General features: G+C 34.9%; 15 protein-coding genes. 3 read left to right on the top strand and 12 right to left on the bottom strand.

Annotated features, from left to right (window positions below; genetic code table 11):
* Positions 1–156 precede the first annotated feature (156 nt).
* A complete protein-coding gene (locus tag JO950_RS12595) occupies positions 157–1626 on the top strand; it encodes an APC family permease (protein WP_202702965.1) in 1470 nt (489 codons plus the stop codon).
* A 40-nt stretch (positions 1627–1666) separates the two neighbouring features.
* On the opposite strand, the gene JO950_RS12590 is transcribed toward JO950_RS12595, so the two are convergent.
* The 6 genes from JO950_RS12590 to JO950_RS12565 all read right to left on the bottom strand — a co-directional run bounded on the left by JO950_RS12590 (position 1667) and on the right by JO950_RS12565 (position 11823).
* The gene (locus tag JO950_RS12590) at positions 1667–1894 is read right to left on the bottom strand and encodes a PspC family transcriptional regulator (protein ID WP_026985787.1); all 228 of its coding nucleotides are present in this window, start codon (positions 1892–1894) and stop codon (positions 1667–1669) included.
* Between the two features lie 192 nt (positions 1895–2086).
* Complete coding sequence (locus tag JO950_RS12585; RefSeq protein WP_202702964.1) at positions 2087–3355, bottom strand: DUF2851 family protein; 1269 nt, start codon at positions 3353–3355, stop codon at positions 2087–2089.
* 190 nt (positions 3356–3545) lie between these two features.
* A complete protein-coding gene (locus JO950_RS12580; RefSeq protein WP_202702963.1) occupies positions 3546–4907 on the bottom strand; it encodes a pyridoxal-phosphate dependent enzyme in 1362 nt (453 codons plus the stop codon).
* 49 nt (positions 4908–4956) lie between these two features.
* Entirely contained in the window at positions 4957–6927 is a 1971-nt protein-coding gene (locus JO950_RS12575; RefSeq protein WP_202702962.1) for a putative porin, read from the bottom strand.
* 177 nt (positions 6928–7104) lie between these two features.
* A complete protein-coding gene (locus tag JO950_RS12570) occupies positions 7105–8709 on the bottom strand; it encodes a RagB/SusD family nutrient uptake outer membrane protein (RefSeq protein ID WP_202702961.1) in 1605 nt (534 codons plus the stop codon).
* 9 nt (positions 8710–8718) lie between these two features.
* Positions 8719–11823, bottom strand: a complete 3105-nt coding sequence (locus tag JO950_RS12565; RefSeq protein ID WP_202702960.1) for a TonB-dependent receptor — start codon at positions 11821–11823, stop codon at positions 8719–8721.
* 386 nt (positions 11824–12209) lie between these two features.
* On the opposite strand from JO950_RS12565, the gene JO950_RS12560 reads away from it, so the two are divergent.
* Positions 12210–12866: a ribonuclease HII gene (locus JO950_RS12560; protein WP_202702959.1), complete on the top strand. Its 657-nt coding sequence runs from the start codon at positions 12210–12212 to the stop codon at positions 12864–12866.
* Between the two features lie 196 nt (positions 12867–13062).
* The gene (locus tag JO950_RS12555; RefSeq protein ID WP_202702958.1) at positions 13063–14073 is read left to right on the top strand and encodes an OmpA family protein; all 1011 of its coding nucleotides are present in this window, start codon (positions 13063–13065) and stop codon (positions 14071–14073) included.
* Positions 14074–14183: 110 nt separating this feature from the next.
* Here JO950_RS12555 and JO950_RS12550 read toward each other — a convergent pair whose 3' ends face one another.
* The 6 genes from JO950_RS12550 to JO950_RS12525 form a co-directional block, all read right to left on the bottom strand.
* Positions 14184–16559, bottom strand: a complete 2376-nt coding sequence (locus JO950_RS12550; RefSeq protein WP_202702957.1) for a TonB-dependent receptor — start codon at positions 16557–16559, stop codon at positions 14184–14186.
* Positions 16560–16626: 67 nt separating this feature from the next.
* Entirely contained in the window at positions 16627–17208 is a 582-nt protein-coding gene (locus JO950_RS12545; protein ID WP_070905507.1) for a Crp/Fnr family transcriptional regulator, read from the bottom strand.
* 94 nt (positions 17209–17302) lie between these two features.
* On the bottom strand, positions 17303–17893 hold the full coding sequence (locus JO950_RS12540) for an NAD(P)H-dependent oxidoreductase (protein ID WP_202702956.1): 591 nt from the start codon (positions 17891–17893) through the stop codon (positions 17303–17305).
* Positions 17894–17975: 82 nt separating this feature from the next.
* Entirely contained in the window at positions 17976–18797 is an 822-nt protein-coding gene (locus JO950_RS12535; protein WP_202702955.1) for an AraC family transcriptional regulator, read from the bottom strand.
* 30 nt (positions 18798–18827) lie between these two features.
* Positions 18828–19526, bottom strand: coding sequence for a lipoyl(octanoyl) transferase LipB (lipB, locus tag JO950_RS12530; protein ID WP_202702954.1), 699 nt, complete (start codon positions 19524–19526; stop codon positions 18828–18830).
* 5 nt (positions 19527–19531) lie between these two features.
* Positions 19532–20287 (bottom strand): hypothetical protein, encoded by a 756-nt coding sequence (locus JO950_RS12525; RefSeq protein WP_202702953.1) that lies wholly within the window; start codon positions 20285–20287, stop codon positions 19532–19534.
* Positions 20288–20312 lie beyond the last annotated feature (25 nt).

Raw genomic sequence — 20312 nt, 5'->3', positions numbered from 1 at the left:
CCTCATTAATCTAATGAATCTCAGCCCGGAAAGATTGATAAACGGAGGTTTTATCAAAATATTTAATATTTTACAACTAAAAATGAGATAATTGTTTTTATTTTTTACAAAAAACGATACATTTGGAGCTTAGTAACAAATAAACCAATATAATATATGTCAATTTGGAGAGTTAAACCTATATCAGCCTTTGAGGCCGATATGAAAAAAAGTGATTTAAAAAGAGTTTTAGGAAAATGGAGCCTTACCGCCATTGGTGTTGGTGCCATTATTGGAGGAGGAATTTTTGTACTTACAGGTACCGGAGCCTATTACCACGCTGGTCCGGCCTTAGCTGTTTCCTTCATCATTGCAGGGATTGCCTGTGTTTTCGCAGCTCTTTGTTATTCTGAGTTTGCCTCTATTTTGCCTGTTGAAGGTTCTGCTTATGCCTACGCATATGGAACAATTGGAGAAATTTTCGCCTGGATTATCGGTTGGGGACTTATTCTCGAATATGCGATGGGATCGATGACGGTCGCCGTTTCCTGGTCCGGATATTTTAATAAACTGCTCAAAATGTTTCATATCCATTTGCCTGAATGGCTGACCACAGACCCTGCCAGTTACACCGGAGAAGGTTTTTCTATGAATCTTCCGGCTTTTTTAATTGTCATTTTGGTTATTTCCATACTTATTAAAGGAACAAAAAGTGCTGCAAAAGCAAACAATTTCATTGTTATTCTTAAAGTTTCAGCTGTAATATTTGTAATTATCGCCGGTCTTTTCTTTATCAATACTGCAAACTGGAGTCCGTTTATTCCGGCAGCTACTCAAATTATAGAAAAAGAAACTACGCACAATGCTTACGGTATTGGAGGAATTGTTTCCGGTGCTGCTGCTATTTTCTTTGCTTATGTAGGTTTCGATGCTGTTTCGACTCAGGCAGGTGAAGCGGTAAACCCTAAAAAAGATGTTCCGTTTGCGATCATTGCTTCCTTATTAATTTGTACTACCTTATATATTCTTGTTTCTTTAGTACTAACAGGAATGATGAACTACAAAGATTTTAATCCACTAGGAAAATATCCTGATGCTATTAAAGCTCCTGTTGCCTATGCATTTGATATTGCCGGACAGGGATGGGCTGGTTTTATTATTACAATTGCTGCAACAATAGGTCTTGTTTCTGTATTAATGGTAATGATTATGGGACAATCCAGAATTTTCCTTGGTATGTCTAAAGATGGATTAATTCCTGCTGTATTCTCTAAAGTAAATCCACTTTCAGGAACTCCTAAAACTAACTTAATAATTTTAGGTGGTATTATTGCTACAGTTGCTGCTTTTACACCAATCAACAAATTAGCTGATATGACCAGTTTTGGAACTTTATTTGCCTTTACAATGGTTTGTATCGCGGTTTGGATTTTAAGAGTAAAACAACCTGGATTAACGAGAACTTTCAAGGTTCCTGCACTACCAATTATTGCCGTTTTAGGTATTGCAATCAACACCTATTTAATGATCAATTTAAGCCACGATGCTCAATTTCTTTCACTAGGATGGTTAGCTATCGGTATTTTGGTTTATTTCGGATACAGTAAGAAAAGATCAAGACTTAACAATAACGAAATCGAAGAATAAAAAACTAAAAAAAGCTCCAAATAAAATTTGGAGCTTTTTTTTATAAATCAAATACCGAAGTTCGTTTGGCACGAATCAGATCTTTTAAACGAATCCAAAAAGCCAAAGTAAGGTAAATTCCGAATCCAAGCCCGGCGGTAACAAATGAAATGTAAATAAAAAACAATCTCACACTTGTCACGCGCATACCAAGTTTATCCGCTAATCTTGAAGATACGTGAAAACCATATTTTTCAAAAAAGAATTTAAGTTTTAAAATAGCCGACATTTTATTGATTTTAGATTATAGATTTCAGATTCTAGATTTTTAATTTGTCTCTTTCTACAAAAGTACAAAATTATCACATTGTCTCATTTTCTAATTACAGATTGTAGATTTTTGAAGTGAACATTCCCCTACAATAAAAACTATCACAGTATCTAATTATCTAATTGTCTAATTATCTAATTGTCTAATTATCTAATTATTCTTAAGCAATTCTATTCCTAATGCACATCTTAAGCAGGCTTTCTGATTGCAATATTCTTTTTTAAGTTCTAAAAGCGCCTGAGTTTCAAAAGCATTTTTAGCTTTTACTCCAAAGGACTCAAATTTACTAATAATCGCATTGCTCTCTGGTGCTACCTGATTCATAAAAGAAATTAACTCCTCAGAAATTGATTCATCTCTTGTAGCCGCATAGGCAAACTGAAGCGGGAGAATCGTATTTATAATGAGTAAATCTATAAATGCGTGAGACAAAGCCTTTGGTTTCTTTGAACTTTCTTTATCAAACTGATAATGGTTCTGCCAATACGTACTTGCCGATACTATTAACAGCTTACGTACTTCCTCAACTGATTTTACAGCAATTATTTTTGAAAACAGGTTTTGTTTTTGATATAAATTAGCAAGTTGTGAGAGTCGAATGGTTGGAAAATTATCCGGGCGATGCTTATAAAACTGAATTGGATCTATAGGATGCCTTTTTAACTGGTATTTGTTCAACAGATAATAATACCTCATTTTTAAGTCGGTGAAATACACATCTTCTTTCTCAGAGTCCAGCAATCCAATGGTGCCAAAAAACAACGCTTCGAGATTTTCAACTTCAAAGCTTTCCTTTCTAACAATTGAAAACGGAAGGGATTTTGCCATTTGCAGAAAAGAAATTCCATTGGTATTCAATCCAAAATTCCTCGCAAATAACGAGAATAAAACCGCTTCCCAGTCCTGCTGATTCTCCTTTAACAAATCATAAATAAATATTGCCTTACGCTCTAAACGCTCAAAGAATAGTCCTTCCTGCCAGTTTTTAAAAACAAACTCCTCAATTTCAGTGATGCTTTTTTCGCAGAATATCCATGATTTTGGCGCTACAAGTGCGTGATAATTAGTGAGTATTTCTTTAGAAGTATACTCTTTTAAAACCAGAACCGGAATCTCGGTATTATTCTTTCTAAAAATCTCTGTATCGTGTTCCCATACCACATGCAGAATTACATTGTCATAAGCGGTATCTTTTTCGTGAGCGTGTACATACCAATCTGAAGACTTGAGATGTATTTCGATATTACCTGCCCATTTTTGATCTCCTATTTTAATTTGAGCATTAAAGAAATCCGGCCCGGAAAGTTCCAGATAATCACCCGTTTTAATAATGATGAGCGGTTCATTCTGAGTAGTTCTAAGATCTAGAGTTTCAAACTTTTTGAATCTCCAGAGGTAATGAAGAAAATCTTCTTTCATAATTCAGGCATATACAATGATTACACAGTCCTAAATTAATAAATTTTACTAATATTCTTACAAAAATTATTTTTTCATCTACTTAAAATCCATACTACAAAACCTAACCTGATTTACATTTATACAAAAAATCCATACATCTAATTACTTAAAACTAGATGTATGGATTTAAAAATGTGTAAAAAGGATCTTATTTTATTGACCCAATGATATCATATTTTGTAATAATATGATGACTACCGTTTTCAAGATCTACTAAAACGGCATCATTTTCTTTTGTGAACAACTTAGAAACTTCTTCAATTGGAGTTCCTAATTTTACGATTGGAAAAGGTTTACCCATTACTTCTTTAATCGGTTTTTCGGCAACGTTTTTATCGGCAACGTAACTTCTGAATAAATCCGTTTCGTCAACAGATCCAACAAATCCATTAATATCTACCACCGGAATTTGCGAAATTTTATACTTACGCATACGTTCGATGGCATGAGAAACTAATTCTTCGGTACGAACGACAATTAATTGTTTATCGATATGATCTTTAATAACGTCTTCTGCTTTTGTTACATTTTCTTCCAGGAAACCGCGTTCGCGCATCCAGTCGTCATTAAACATCTTACCTACATAACGGCTTCCTGAGTCATGAAATAACACTACTACAACGTCATCCGGCTTGAAATGCTCTTTTAACTGTAACAACCCTTTTATACAGGCTCCTGCTGAATTCCCAACAAAAATTGCTTCTTCTAAAGCTATTTTTCTGGTGTAAACTGCCGCATCTTTGTCTGTTACTTTGGTGAATCCGTCAATTAAAGAGAAGTCAACATTTTTAGGTAAAATATCTTCCCCGATTCCTTCTGTGATATAAGAATAGATTTCATTCTCGTCGAAAATTCCGGTTTCATGGTATTTTTTAAAAACAGAGCCATAGGTATCAATTCCCCAGATCTTAATATTTGGATTTTGTTCTTTTAAATATTTCCCAACTCCCGAAATAGTTCCCCCAGTTCCTACTCCCACTACAAAATGAGTAATCTTTCCCTCTGTCTGTTTCCAGATTTCCGGTCCGGTTTGCTCATAATGTGCCAATGCATTAGACATGTTATCGTATTGATTTACATACCATGAATTTGGCGTTTCACTAGCCAGACGTTTTGAAACTGAGTAGTAAGAACGTGGATCGGTAGGCTCAACATCGGTAGGACAAACTACCACCTTAGCCCCTACTGCACGTAAGATATCCATTTTTTCTTTCGACTGTTTGTCAGACATTACACAGATCAGTTTATAACCTTTAATGATGGCTACAAGTGCTAATCCCATTCCTGTATTTCCTGAAGTCCCTTCAATAATAGTTCCTCCCGGTTTCAATCGGCCATCTGCTTCTGCATCTTCAATCATTTTCACAGCCATTCTGTCTTTAACAGAATTTCCGGGATTAAATGTTTCGACTTTTGCCAATACCAGTGCATCTATTTCAGCAACAATTTTGTTGAGTTTTACCAATGGTGTATTACCTATTGTTTCTAAAATGTTTTTTGAAAAGTCCATTTCTATTTGAATTTTAATATTTGGTTTTTAATCTATGAGGCGCCTAATTTTATTGGAAGAAATTCCAAACCAAACCAAATCGGATTACAAAATCACGATAGGGATTATTAGGTGCTGAATAATAATCGCTTTTTGAGAATAAAGCGTTTATGTGTTCTGCTTTAAAATAAAATCGGGTCTGACGAATTCTGGCGTTTAGAAAAAGATCGAATAACGGATAACCGCCAATCTTTTTATCATTCTGAACAAAAAACTCTCCTACAACCGGATTATAGTCATTCCCGTAATATTTTGTAAAATAATTGAATACAACTCCTGATTGCATGTACAATGCTTTCTTAAAAAAATGCCCTGAATAATAGAAGGTATTTCTGGTCACAAAATCAGGTACATTAAGAATCAAATCTGACTGACCAACCTTTTGGTATAAAAGGGTGTTATCTAAGGCAAATCGCCCAAATTTAAACTCACGGCTTGCTTTAATTTCCAAATAATTAATCGCATTCCCATATTGAGCCGGCTCAATAATTTGAATATGTGCAGCAGCCTGAGCAGCAGAAGATTTATCTCTAAAATAAAGATGATCGTTTAAAACGGTATACTGAACTTCTGCATTTAACCAAGGGGTTGACACATTGGCGCTAAGCGAATTAATTTTTTCATTTTTAAAATTATTCGACCAGTTGTACTCTGTGTAACTGCTTTGGTATAAATTGAAATTGTTGTTTGGCAATTTATTGATGTTACGATATCTGAAATCAAACTGAATTTTATCATTCATATCGTATCTCAGTTTCGCATCTAAGTTAGAAAGCGACTGATTTGTAATCGATCTTGAATACAGAAAACGACCGTTCCATTTATTTTTTTGGTATTCGTACTGACCTCCGAAATTGTTAATTTGTACAAATAAATTATCCGGTATAACTTTTTTGTCTTTCCCTATGATAATTCTACCGTACTCATAATTGGAGCGGTAATCGTCTACAAAAAAATTAAATTTTCCTAAAAGAGAGTTTTCGTAAGCAAGTCCTGCCTTATTGTAGAGCCTTTCGTATTTCGTTTTATCGTTGATACCACTTGTAACATATGAATCTCCAAAGCGTTGAAACGCCGTTCCATTACCAATATTTGAAGCTAGTGTTGCCTGATTATATTCAAAAAGTTTATTTTCGTAATTAAACTGATGTGTTACATATAAATTGTTGCTTCCGTTCTTGGGATTTACTCTGAAAGCATGATCAAAAAACAGGCGTCTTCCTTTTAAAAAGGACTTGGCATCTGTAAGATACACTTGTAATCGCTGACGGTTTTTATAATCTTTGTTATCACTTTCAAAATCTGTGGGTGTCGTAATCCCACCATTCTCTTCATTAGAAATATCCTGATAGGTATAGTGTGCATTTATGGCATATCTTTTATCCGTTGTAGCATAACTCGTTGTAAACCTAAAATTCCCAGCACTTACCAGCTGATTGATATAATCTCCTTCTGAACGCAAGCCTTTATAAGCAATCGAAAAATTAAGATTTTTTGAGGTGTTTAAGGTAATAAAGGAGTCTACGTTTTGTCCTTTGTTAATGGTAGTATTAAAGAACAATTCTGTCAAAGGAGTAGCCGCCGAATAATAATTAATCTGATCGGCCTGCATATAATTAAAATGTTTACCACTAAAACCAATTTCAGGATAAGGAGAGAAACTGGTCAGACTGTATTGTAATGTATTAAATGTTTGTCCAATATTGGAGAAAGCCAAAAGTCCGAAGTCGTCTTTTCTAAGGTGATTTTGTTTATAAGCACTCTTCAAAGTCAGCGAGGTGTCAACATAGGTGGTATCGTGTTCTAATGTGATAATCTGATATTGATCTATAGTAGCAATCTTGGCTTTTTTCTTTTTTACCGTATCCGTTATACTTGAATATTTTGTGTTCATGTCTAAACTATTTTTAGAAGTAGTTTTTTCCTGAGAAAATAATAAAGTTGGTACAACTAAAAGATATAGAAAAATGAATATTCTCATTTGATTGTTTTATAGGTAATTATTTGTATAAAATTTATCAAGCAAAGGTAAAAGATAAAAACGTATAAAAAAACAAATCATTGTGATCTGAATTCTTTTTCAAACCAAATTATTAAAACAAAAACCCCCAATCAAAAAAATGATCGGGGGCTTTCAAAAAAAATCAAAATATTTATCTTAATTCCATCCTGGATTTTGACCTAATCCCGGATTAGTATTCATTTCAATTTGTGGTATTGGCCATAAAAATCTAAAGTCAGATGCAGGTATAGCGGCAACCGGAGTTGTAATCACAAAACTATTACCCAAAACAAATGCAGTAGCAGGAGGTGAGACAGCACTAGCTACCTTAGCAGGAATTCCGTTAGTTGCAACAGATGCTATTGGATCTGCCGTCAATCTGTGAATGTCAGTCCATCTACGACCTTCCTGTAAAAATTCAATTCTTCTTTCTTTTAGAATAGCCTCAACCATAGTAGGAACAGTAGTAAAAGAAGCAGCTGTATAAGCCTGCGCCACAGGGTTCCCCGGAGTTGCTACAGGATTAGCCAACGATCTGTTTCTTACAGAGTTCAACAAAGTTAGAGCTCCTGGTAAGTTTGATAAACGTGCCTGAGCTTCAGCCATATTCAACACTACCTCAGCATATCTGATAACTGGTGCAGCATCTGTACGATTTGTAACATCTGTATATTTATTAGTGTATTTAATCCCAGCTGCAGTAAAAATAAACTTCCCATCTTCTCTTCGTTTATCATCTGTCAACCACCATTTAGTATCTCTCCATAAAATAGGACTAATACAAACCAGTGCTCTGTCTCTTAACATACTGGCTAATGCAGCATTTACACCAGGATTAGATGTAGCAGCATGTTGAATAGAGAAAATAGACTCTGAGTTACTAGTATTAAGAGCGGTAGTATTCTGAAACGGTGCGTAAGGATCAGCTGTCAATGCAAAAGCTCCGGTTAACTTATTCCCTTCAACAATTACATTTGCCCAGTCTCTTTTTTGAAGATACAATCTCGTTTTGAATGCAATTGCTGCCCATTTAGAAGCTTTACCAACAACTCTTGATGCAAATGCGCTTGAACTACCTGTAGTAATTAAAGTTTCTGCAGCGTTTAAATCAGTTAGAATTTTTGCATAACAATCAGCAACTGTATTTCTAGGTTTTACTGTTTCTGAGTCAATTTCAGCTTGTGTATTAACTCCAACTTCTCTGTAAGGAATACCCGCATGAGTTGCACCAGGAGTGTCAAAATAAGGTTTCGCAAAATAAGTTAGTAATTCTAAATGTGTAATTGCTCTTAAAAATTTACACTGACCGATATAATTATCGCCAATCGCTTTGGTGATGACACCTTTGGCAACAGCATCTGTTGTACCTTCAATCATCAAATTACATCTGTTGATTAATCTGTAACCATCAACCCAGTAATAAACATTGTTAGCACTAGTTGGATCATAGGTTGTACTGTATGTCAAATCATAAAATGTTGCCATATTAACAACATCTTCACCTCTTGCTTCTCCTTGCTCTACATACGCAGCTCCCCAAACATATCCTCTACCACCATTTGCAGTAGTAGCGTTATATTGACCAATAGCTGCCGCATTGTAAACACCGTTCATATAACTCTCTATCAAAGTTGGTGTTGTAAAAGCATCAGGGCTCAGAATATTATTTACTGGTTTTAAATCCAATATCTTGTCTTCTGTACATGAACTCATCCCGAGTACAGCAACAGAAAGTAAAATTGTTTTTATTATATTTTTCATATGTACTTATTATAAACTTACATTTAATCCAACTGAGATCACTTTTGAACGTGGCGTTCCATTAATATCTACTCCAGATGTTTCCATTTCAGGATTTAAACCTTTGTAATCTGAAATCAGCCAAATATTTTGCGCTTGAACAAATAGTCTGAAGTTATCTACTTTAATTTTATCTAGCAACATTTTAGGCAATGTGTAACCAATACTAATATTATCAAGTGAAATAAAATCGCCTTTTTCAACAAAACGAGTACTTGCGCTTCCACTAAGATTTGTTGAAGTATTTGTACCTGCATATAATCTTGGTGTCCATCCGTCTCCCGGATTGTCAACACTTTGCCATCTTCCTAAAATTTCTGTTCCGTTGTTGTTAAAGTTTTGGTTCATCAACTCTCTTCTAGTGGAATTAAAAATTTTATTCCCTCCACTAAATCTGAACATAAAACCAAAATCAAGATTTTTATACTTCATCGTAGAACTAACAGATCCGTAATAAGTTGGCAACGTATTCCCTAAAATAGTTCTATCAGAACTAGTCAATGATGCTGGTGCACCTGCCGCTGCCGGGTTATTTGGATCAAAAACAGAATAGGTAACAGCTGGCAAGTTTCCTTGTACTAAACTACCGTCTGCTTTGTAATACACCGGGTTACCGTTTGCTTTATTAACTCCCCAGTATTTAAATCCATATAAAGAGTTAACTGATTCTCCTTGCTGAATAATGATATTTGGAGCAATGCTTGTATCTGTAGATGACCCCCCTATGATTGGTTGTCCTTGATACAATGCCGTAACTTTATTCTTAGCAAGCGTTAAATTAGAAGAGATATCCCATTTAAAGTTTGCATTATTAATTGCCTTAAATGTAGCAGCAAACTCATATCCCTGATTGTACATTTTACCAACATTTTGATTTACCGTATTATTAGGAATACCAATGGATGGAGGTTGTGGTGCAGCCAAAACTAAATTGTCGATATTATTTTTAAAATAATCGAAGCTTAATGTCAAACGATTGTTAAGTAATCCTAAATCTACACCAAAATCAACTTTAGTTGAAGTTTCCCATTCTAATAAAGGATTCCCAAATTGCCAGTAACCAATACCATTAGAAGAACCATAAGGAGAACCAATTGTAAGATCTTTTGAAGGATAAGAAGCTCCATCCAAAACCTCAACATTACCAACCTGAGAATAAGAACCTCTAAATTTCAAATCAGAAACTGTATTGCTAATTCCTTCCATGAAACTTTCTTTAGAAACGGTCCAACCTGCAGAAACTCCAGGGAAATTATGGTACCTAACATCTTTTTCAAACTGAGAAATTCCGTCACGTCTAAGGGATCCCTGAATAAAATATTTTTCTTTGTAGTTATAAGTAACACGACCTAAATAAGACATAATACCTTTTTCAGTAACACCACCACCAGAATCTCTTGTATTATAAGTATTACTTACTAAATTTTTATCAAAGAAATCACTTATAATATCACTTCCTGACCCCCAAAAAATCTTAGTTTTGGATTTTTGATATTCAGCAACACCTGTTACTCCAAGATTATGATCTTCAGCAAAAGTGTGCTTGTAGTTCAAAATATTCTGCCAGTTCCATCTCATAAGATTTGTATTGTCTTGATATACACTACCATTTGATGAACGTCCGTCTCCGTGCACAGGATTCCAGTATCGGTAACCATCTGTTGATGCATTATCTGCACTTACCTGCAATTTATAGCTTAAATCAGAAGTAATCTTTGCATTTGCAAAAACACTTGCAATTATTCTCGTTGTTGTTGATTCATATTTATTATGATCCAATGCATAAATAATATTGGTAATATTATCTCCTACCGGAGCTAAATTATCCCACTGTCCAACGGTTGCATTATTTGACGAAAGATTGTATCCTGTTGGATCAAGAGCATCATAAATAGGCGTATTTGGCAACTGTCTGATCGTATTAAAAAAGTTACCTGATAAACTGCTTGCAGCACTATTCAATCCTTTATACTCCGTTCTGTTTACATTAAAATTTGTACCAAAACTAAACCATCTGTTAACATCCTGATCAATATTAGCTCTAATCGAATACTTTTTCATACTATTAGATAAATTGATACCGTCTAAATCAGTAAGTCCTAAAGATAAATAGTACTTTGTTTTATCAGAACCTCCACTAAAATTAAGATTATGCGTCATTTGAGGTGCATTTCTTAACACAGCACCTTGCCAATCTGTATTGTAAGTATTTCCAACTGCCCAAGGAGCCTGACCTCTATTGGTTCTTTTTTCATTAGAAATAACCAGAAAATCAGGAGTCTCTAACAAATCATATTTTTTAGCAGCACTAGCAACACCAAAAACACTTGAATAAGAAACTTTAAGAGTCCCTTTCTTTCCGCTTTTAGTTGTAATCAAAACAACTCCATTTGCTGCTCTTGATCCATAGATAGCAGTTGCAGCACCATCTTTTAAAATATCAAAAGATTCTATATCATCCGGATTGATATCTGCTAAACCATTTGTAGAAGAAACCCCTCCGATATCACCAGAATAAATTGGAATACCATCAACAACAATTAATGGCTCTGTACTACCAGAAATAGATCCGATACCTCTAATTCTAATTTTTGGCGCAGCACCAATAAGTCCGGTATTGTTTAATACCTGAACTCCCGTCGCTCTACCTGCCAAAAGTCCTTCAACACTCGGAGTTACAAGATTAGAAATGTCGCTTCCGGCAATTTTAGAGATAGAACCGGTTACTTCTTTTCTTTTCTGTACACCGTAACCTACAACTACAACCTCATTCATTAATTGAGCCTCTGACTCCAATACCACATTAACTGAATTTGAAGAACCAACAGTTACTTGTTTGTTATTCATACCAACATATGAATAAACTAAAACATCACCTGTCTTTGCTTTAATGGAATAACTTCCGTCAAAATCAGTTTGAGTACTTACTTTAGATCCTTTCACAAGAACATTTACTCCCGGAATTACCCCTGTTTTATCAGAGACTTTTCCAGTAACAGTTCTCTCCTGAGCAAAAGAAAACTGCATAGACAACGCCACAACCAGCGTAAAAATCCATTTAAATTTTAATTTCATTTTAATTTATTTTGAATTAGTATGGCGCAAACATCTTAATTATTTCTTAAAACACCAAAATTTTTTAACTTATTTTTAGCCTAAATTCCTAAACATCTACTAAGATCTATCACAATTTATTTAGATTCCATTCTTTTTAATAGCAATATTCTTTAATTTATGCTAAAAACATAGATTTATGTAAATTTAACACTTAACACGGTTTTAACACTTGAACCCGCGAAAAAGCAAGCCTCTTAAAAAACGACGGCCCCTTTTACGAACCCTTTAAAAATTGAATCTTTTATTTTCTTTTCCGTAAATCCAAGCTATCATTGAAAAAAGTTTTTTTAGCACTCTTAAAAAAAATTACAATATTTGTGACCTTGAATATAAAAACCCAGAAAATGCTTCAAAAAAACTTCTCAGGATACCTTTTAGAAACCGGAACTGATGAAGCAGGCCGAGGATGTCTGGCTGGCCCGGTAACTGCAGCAGCCGTAATTCTGCCTGCCAATTTTGAAAACCAAATTTTAAACGACAGTAAACAATTGTCTGAAAAAGCACGATTCTTATTAAAACCTATTATAGAAGAGCAGGCCATCAGTTTTGCGGTTACACATTTACTACCTGATGAAATTGACGAAATAAACATCCTGAATGCTTCGATGAAGGGAATGCAGGAATGTGTTTTAAAGTTAACACCCCTACCTGAATTTATTATTGTTGACGGAAACCGATCTCTGAATGCAAAACTAGGACTTAGGAATACTGTGGGAAAACAATTTTCTACAGCTGAAATCGAATTACTAAAATCAATCCCTAACCAAAGTATCATAAAAGGAGATGCGAAATTTTTAAGTATTGCAGCAGCTTCGGTTCTTGCTAAAACTTATCGTGATGAATATATGGATAAAATTCATGAAGAGTTTCCAATGTATAATTGGAAAAAGAACAAAGGTTATCCAACAACTGAACACCGCGAAGCCATTAAAAAATATGGTACAACCAAATACCATCGAATGTCCTTTAAGCTGCTTCCTACTCAATTGGAGCTTTTCTAAAAAATAAAATAGCAACAGACCAATTGTTTTTATATAAAACGTAAGGCAAATAATCCGTCACAAAACACAGAATCCAAATAATAATAACTATCACTTTTTCAAAACATTACATTCAAAAAAAATTGATTAAATTGAATCTTTTTCTTTGTTAAAATCTCTTTGCTTTGTTATCTTTGATTCTCTAAAAACTAACCACATGAAAATCAAAATTTTAACATTACTTCTAATTGCATGTATGATCGTAGCATGTAATTCCAATAAAAAGCAGAATGATGTGACAGATACCACAGATTCTCTTGTAACGCCCCCTGCTACCGAAACCACTTCAGAATCTTCGTCGGCTAAAAAATTTGATTTCAATTCTGTACCAATTTCAGACAAAACACTTGGCACATTCCCTTATTTTAATCTACCTGAAAATTACGAAGACACTTCCAAGAACACTATTGCTGATTATGACGTTGCTTATTTTTGGGTAAAAGATCATTTTGAAAAACCGGAAGGAAAAATTTTCTATTCCAGAATTAAAGCAAAAGAAGGAAAATCTTATAGCGATCTCGAAGTAGCTCGAAATTTAGATGAATTGATTAAAAGTGTAGACGGAGTAAAAATCTCTGAAATGAAAGTTCCTGCAGATTCTTCACATACAATTCCAGACAACAATCGTGTAAAATATATGAATGGTTACGGTTTCATGGCAAATGCCATTACCACTACCTATTTGATTCGACGTGCAGACAGAAATATCTGGATTCAGCTTACTCCGTATGACGATGCCGTTTCGGCAGGATGGATGGTTTTGGAGACAAAACCTTTTAAGATGACCGCCTCTCTTATCAAAGCGGATGCCATAAAAAAAGAACTTGATACTAAAGGGCACATCGCTTTGTATATTAATTTCGATACTGACAAGGCTACTATAAAAACAGAATCTGTACCTATAATTGATGAAATCCAGAAATTGTTAACGGCTAATTCTAATCTTAAAATCACTATTGAAGGTCATACAGACAATAATGGCGACGCAGCCCACAATAAAAAACTTTCTGAACAAAGAGCAAATGCCGTAAAAGCTTCACTAACCTCTAAAGGAATAAATGCCTCAAGGCTACAAACAAAAGGCTGGGGCTCTGACAAACCAATTGTTGACAATACAAGTGAAGAAAATAAAGCAAAAAACCGCAGGGTAGAAATTGTAAAAGTATAATCCCCGACAGATTTCCGCTTAAATCCAAAATGAATCTTAAATATAAAAAATGCAGACAATAGACGTATCTTTTGTCTGCATTTGTTCTGTTCACTAAACTCTTAATGATTTTAAAACTGAAATTTATATCCAAAATCGGGAGAAAAACCAATCTGATCTTTCTGATTAACACTATTCGTTAAACGATTATATTCCTTGGTAAAGATATTGGTATGGTTGGTTACATTCTGAAAATCGATATAAAACTGATGAAACCTCTTTTTCCTTTTACTGTTAAATTTGATTCCAAACTTCACATCCAACCTTAAATAAGGATCATACTGTTTGCTGAATGCATTGGCATCGTCTCTGATTTCATAACCGGCATTCTTAGAAGCAGCCAAATCAACCGGAGTATAATAACGTCCTCCCGCAGTTGTAAATTTAGTATCAATCGAAAAAACATTTTTCTTAGCCTTCCCTATTCTAAATTCTTTCCCTCCTAACAGATTGACAACATACCCATTATTAAAAGGTGAATTCCGCTCTATACCATCACTTCCTTTGTACTTACTTTCAAAAAGCGAAGTAGTAAACAAAGCATAATAGCCTTCACTAAAGAATTTTTCAACTGTAAATTCAATCCCCTGATTGTATCCGCTTCCTTTACTTACTAAAGACGTTTTATCAATTGAATAACCAAAATCAGCCCCTTCTGTTAAAGTAGAATAACTGCTTGGAAAGGACTGAACTCCTGCCTTACTAATATCCTGATAGTAAATTTCTACTTTCCCTCTCCACTTTCTGGCCAATCGTACATCATAACCCAAAACATAATGCTGACTTTGAACTAAATCGAGATTCTTGTTAGTCTGAATCTGATTTCCATTTACCCATTCATTCAGAAATAATATTGGAGCCGCAACACTTTGATGATGCAATCCATAACCAAAACTAATGGTATTCCTTTGATTTACCGCATAAGCCAAAGCAGCTCTGGGTTCGAAAGCAAACTCTTTGTTTATCGAAAAATACTGTCCGTGTATCCCCGCATTAAAGGTTAGTTTTTCGGTCAAACGAAATTGTCCCTGAGCAAAAGGCTGAATAATATTATAATTCCCGTTATTGTTTATGAGCTGTACAAAGTCCGGATAACTATCTCCGTTATTGTCCTGCTGTCTGTCACGGGTAGCCATTTTAGCATCGAGCGTATAATTCTCAAAAAGTAAACCTGCTCTGAAAGTGGTCTTCTTATTAATTTTGGAATTGAACAAAGTCGAAAAAGTAACTCTATTTTCATTGTTACTAATATCCGTAAAAGGCAAACGATTTACTGCGGGCGTATTGAAATTATAATAGCGGAAATTCTCATAAGAGTTGCTCGAATTTGAAAAACCGACAATTGTTTTCAAATATGATTTTGTTCCAATCTCTAAATTGTGTTTTAATCCAAAAGAAGCAAACCCCGATTTAACATAGGCATCCTCATCCTGCGCAGCAAAAGGATCTTCCTTATCTATTTTATCTCCTAAAAAATCAATATCCGATGTTCCGTAGATTCCAAAAAGCGAGAAATTACCCATTTTACTTTTTCCTAAATCTACATTAAAACTAATGTCTCTGTAATTAGGCTGTGCATCTGTGCCCGCTAAACCTAAAACCCCGACAAACCCATATCTGGCTGACGCTACAAAGGAACCTCCTTTTTTACCAAGCGGACCTTCGGCCATAAATTCGACACCCGGATAAGCTCCGGCACTAATCATATACTCATAATCATCGGGATTTCCTTTTCGGAAACTCAGATCAAAAACACCTCCAATTGCATTTCCGTATTCCGCTGGAAAAGCAGAGGTTAAAAAGTCAGAATTAGCTAAAAGATTTGGATTCAGAGCTGAAATTGGGCCTCCTGTCGTTCCCAGTGTCGAAAAATGATTGGGACTCGGAACCGGCATTCCTTCTATTCTCCACAACATTCCCGATGGTGAATTTCCACGTACCACAATATCGTTTCGGCTGTCATCTCCGGTAGAAACTCCCGCAAAATTAGAAACCAAACGTGCCACGTCGCTCCTTCCTCCGGCATATCGATTGACCTCTTCTGTCGTAAATTGTTTAGTCGATACCAACGCCATTTTATTAATGGGTTTGGCTTTACTTAAACCCGAAGTCACCACAATTTCATCCAGTGTATTAAACTTCTCCATCATCGAAACCGTCAGCAGATTGTCTTTTCCTGTAGTAACATCCAGGTCAGAAACAGAAGTATTTTCATAACCCTCAAAACTAAAACTCAAACTCTGTCGGCCAACCGGAATATTGGTTAATTTAAAATTACCCTCAGCATCTGAAATGGCATTTTTTTTCTCATCGCCAATTAATACTATAGCAACTCCGATAATTGGTTTTTCAGATTGTTTGTCAATTATTTTTCCTTTTACGGTACCCGTCTGAGCATAGGTGATCCACCCAAAAAGGCTTATAATAATCAAGAATATTCTTTTCATATTTATTTTGCTTTACAGTTATAGAAGCAAAAATAAAGAGCCGAATTTTCTTAAAAATTGACTTGAGTTAAGATTTACTGTTCAATGTAATTCTGGTTCTAATTCGGCTTAAACTTTCAGGTTGGATTCCCAGATAACTGGCAATGTATTTTAACGAAACCCTCTCCACCACTTTGGGACAGTACTTTAAAAAACGTAAATAGCGTTCTTCATGCGACAATAAAGACATTGCCATATTTCTACCCGTTAGACCTTTTATGGTTCTTTCCATCATAATTCGCAAAAAGGAATTGAATACAGGATATTCAGCAACCAGTTTTTCAAAATCATGTTTGTACGCCAGATACAACACACAATCTTCCAAAGCTTCTATATTGAGCAATGAAGGTTTTCCGTAAAGAAAACTCTCAAAATCAGAATACCAGTCATTTTCAAAGAAGAAGTTTCCGGTAGATTCTACTCCATCCAGCGAGTAATAATAGCGAATACAACCTTCGGCAATAAAAACTCCGAAATTACAAACCTCTCCTTCGACTAAAAGATGCTCATTTTTTTTGATTTTCTTTAGTCTTAGTATGTTTTTAAAGGCCATACTTTCCGCTTCATTAAATTGCATAAATCGCGACAGGTCTGTTATTACATTTTGCATAATTGGTTAAGTTTTAGAAAAAAGTGGTTTTATAAATAACTTCAACAATTCCAAAAAATTGCCTTAAACCACTATAAAACAGAAATATAACAAATTATACCTGCAAAACCTTTTCCTGAAACACGTCTTTAATCTGATTGCTCCATCCTGAAACATTCTCGTCAGAAGCTCTGTCTGCTTTATCAAAATAAAAATGCTTCTGAACGTCTAGTCCGCAATAATTAAAAATTCCGATATCTGACGTTAGTGCTAAAGCTTTATCCATTCCTATTGATTCGTATTCTGCATTTGATTTCCCGTGCGAATTGATTATGATTGCCTTTTTCCCTGTCAATAAACCTTTCTGAATTCCCTGATCGTATCGATAAGCAAATCCATAACTAAAAACACGGTCAATATAACCTTTCATAATCGCGGGCATTCCTGTCCACCAAATTGGGTATATAAAAACAATGCGGTCAGCCCATGCGATAAAATCCTGTTCGATTTTAACCTCTCCGGCAATTTCCCCTACTCTCTGTCCAGTCATATCCGCCAAAGATAAAACCGGATTAAAATTGATTGCGTTTAAATCTCTCACGACAAATTCCTGCCCGGATTCCTCAAGTCTTTCCGCAATAATTTGTTTGAAAAAGTGATTTAAACTTCCTGTGTTTGGATGTGCGTAAACGATTAAATTTTTCATGTTTTCTGTTTTTTAAGATTGAACATGACAAATGTAAATCCGAGGATCTGATCACAATTGTAAGAAAACGAAAAGCAGACTTCTAAATCTTCTTTGAGCTACAGATATCGCTTTGAAATTTCAGAAATTTGGTTGGCGAGATATTCATATAATATTTAAAATCATGTATCAACTGACTCTGATCGTAATAACCGCATTGCTCTACAACAGCAAGCCAGTCTGTTTTTGCATTTTTTAAAATATCCTTTTGAATTACCTCTACTGCTTTTAAAAAACGCTCGTACCGATTAATTTCTTTGATGGTATAGCCAAAAAACTTCTTTTGATTCAACTGAACATTTCGCTGTGACTGATTTGTTTCAGAGGCGACTGCTTTTATCGGATCTATGTTTTTTTCTCTAAAATCGGTTAAAAGAGAAGTCATGACATGTTGTTCCCGCAAATAAGGTTTGCAAAATTCTAAAATATGATCAACACGTTCGTTTGGATTAGAGAGTTCCTTAAGTTCTTCCCATAAAAGGGCAAAACAATTTTCGGCAATCAAAGTATCAGGATCAACAGGTAAAGAATGAGTAAGAAGCGCATGTCCAAAAAATCTATAAAATGCATCTTCTTTAAAATTGGCAACTAAAATCTCCGAATCAGGATTTAAAGTGTATTCAAAAGCTTGTTTTATTGGTCCTAAAACAAGACATTTCTGTGCTTCAAGAGTTGTATTTTGTTGTGATTTTAAAGAAACACCTTCTCCAAAAATAAAAACTAGAATGGTCTGAAAAGTAGGCAATAGTGTTTCCGTTACAGGAATATTGCCTTTATTCTCTGCAAAATAAAAATGTGAAAAAACAGTATCAAATGCTGAAGGAACCGCAATTCTATAATTGTTATTTTCTTCAGCATGTATCATACTATTTTATATTTCAAAAGCTCTTTTTTTTTAAACAAAGTCCGCTTCAAACAAATGGGTTAAATGTTTGATGATTTTCGCTTTTACTTCTGCTTCATCAACTTTTTCTACACCCAGTTCTACCTGTAAGGAAGTAACTCCTTTACCACGGATTCCGCATGGGATAATGTTATCAAAGTAACCCAAATCGACATTTACATTTAAAGCAAATCCATGCATGGTTACCCAGCGTGACGCACGAACACCAAGCGCACAAATTTTTCTGGCAAACGGAGTTCCAACGTCCAGCCAGACTCCTGTTTCACCGTCACTTCGTCCGGACTTTAAACCGTATTCTTCTAAAGTGAGGATAATCGATTCTTCGAGAAAACGTAAATACTTATGAATATCGGTAAAGAAATTCTCCAGATCTAAAATGGGGTAGCCCACAATCTGTCCCGGCCCATGATAGGTGATATCACCACCACGATTGATTTTATAGAAGGTAGCTCCTTTGGCCTCCAATTGTTTTTCGTTCAAGAGTAAGTTCTCGAAATCACCGCTTTTTCCTAATGTGTACACGTGTGGATGCTCTACAAACAACAAGTAGTTGGGTGTTTCTAAATCAAGCTCTTCTCTTCTGTTTCTGATTTTTAGGTCGACTATATCTTTGAACAATTCTTCCTGATATTCCCAGGTCGATTTATAGTCTCTGCTTCCTAAATCCTGAAGTTGGATTTTTTTATTCATCTTAATTATTTTTCAAACTCAACATCAAAGTTAAGTTTGTCAGGATTCTCCATATAATCCGTGAAAGGGTATTGAATTGTAACTGTTTTTCGGTCTTCACTAAACAAAGCGGTCGGATTTGATACTTTTTTAATGCGTTTTGGGAAATGGTATTTTAAAACATAAGTAGAAGATGCAAAAACCATTTTTGACATTTCGGCTGTCGTATCTTTCACTTTCTCTGCTTGTTTTTGTTTGTCGACTGTCGCTTTACGGGTAAATTTCTTTCCGTCGTAATTAAAACTTACTTTACTGTTGTTGTCTCCCAAACCTCCTACAAAGGGTGTTGAAGCATCTGCTCCGCCAACCAGCTTTTGAAGTGTATTCACCGATTGTAATATATCATGTAAGTCATTTACTTTTTTAAAGTCTTCCGAAAATGTCATCAGAAATTCTTTTTTCTCCTCATTCACTTTGATATTCACCACAAGATCTTCCAATTTTTTTATTTCACTCTGAACTTCCGGAGATAATTTTGAAATGCTTTCCTCTTTATCCGCCAATAGCTGTTTGAAGGTAAAAGTAGAATCCATATTTTTTTTGTTATTCGCTCCCAATTGATTACCAATCTGATCTCCTGCCATCGCCATTAAAGAAGAACCGTCCATATCTAAAGAAAATTTTCCGGTTCCGTTATCACTTACATAAATATTTTCGGTAAAAGTACAGCTTGCCAGAGTGGCAAATAAAAAAGAAAAACTGAGTAACTTATATAATTTCATTGTGGTTAATTTTTTCTCAAAGATA

Origin of the sequence: Flavobacterium sp. UGB4466 (assembly GCF_903469665.1) — a bacterium.
Taxonomy (GTDB): domain Bacteria; phylum Bacteroidota; class Bacteroidia; order Flavobacteriales; family Flavobacteriaceae; genus Flavobacterium; species Flavobacterium lipolyticum.
Note: the sequence above shows the minus strand (reverse complement) of the source record. Positions and strands in the feature narration are given on the sequence as shown.

Coding starts and splice junctions, on each gene's coding strand:
- JO950_RS12595 (WP_202702965.1), top strand. CDS start 157: ATGTCAATTTGGAGAGTTAAACCTATATCAGCCTTTGAGGCCGATATG.
- JO950_RS12590 (WP_026985787.1), bottom strand. CDS start 1,894: ATGTCGGCTATTTTAAAACTTAAATTCTTTTTTGAAAAATATGGTTTT.
- JO950_RS12585 (WP_202702964.1), bottom strand. CDS start 3,355: ATGAAAGAAGATTTTCTTCATTACCTCTGGAGATTCAAAAAGTTTGAA.
- JO950_RS12580 (WP_202702963.1), bottom strand. CDS start 4,907: ATGGACTTTTCAAAAAACATTTTAGAAACAATAGGTAATACACCATTG.
- JO950_RS12575 (WP_202702962.1), bottom strand. CDS start 6,927: ATGAGAATATTCATTTTTCTATATCTTTTAGTTGTACCAACTTTATTA.
- JO950_RS12570 (WP_202702961.1), bottom strand. CDS start 8,709: ATGAAAAATATAATAAAAACAATTTTACTTTCTGTTGCTGTACTCGGG.
- JO950_RS12565 (WP_202702960.1), bottom strand. CDS start 11,823: ATGAAATTAAAATTTAAATGGATTTTTACGCTGGTTGTGGCGTTGTCT.
- JO950_RS12560 (WP_202702959.1), top strand. CDS start 12,210: ATGCTTCAAAAAAACTTCTCAGGATACCTTTTAGAAACCGGAACTGAT.
- JO950_RS12555 (WP_202702958.1), top strand. CDS start 13,063: ATGAAAATCAAAATTTTAACATTACTTCTAATTGCATGTATGATCGTA.
- JO950_RS12550 (WP_202702957.1), bottom strand. CDS start 16,559: ATGAAAAGAATATTCTTGATTATTATAAGCCTTTTTGGGTGGATCACC.
- JO950_RS12545 (WP_070905507.1), bottom strand. CDS start 17,208: ATGCAAAATGTAATAACAGACCTGTCGCGATTTATGCAATTTAATGAA.
- JO950_RS12540 (WP_202702956.1), bottom strand. CDS start 17,893: ATGAAAAATTTAATCGTTTACGCACATCCAAACACAGGAAGTTTAAAT.
- JO950_RS12535 (WP_202702955.1), bottom strand. CDS start 18,797: ATGATACATGCTGAAGAAAATAACAATTATAGAATTGCGGTTCCTTCA.
- lipB (WP_202702954.1), bottom strand. CDS start 19,526: ATGAATAAAAAAATCCAACTTCAGGATTTAGGAAGCAGAGACTATAAA.
- JO950_RS12525 (WP_202702953.1), bottom strand. CDS start 20,287: ATGAAATTATATAAGTTACTCAGTTTTTCTTTTTTATTTGCCACTCTG.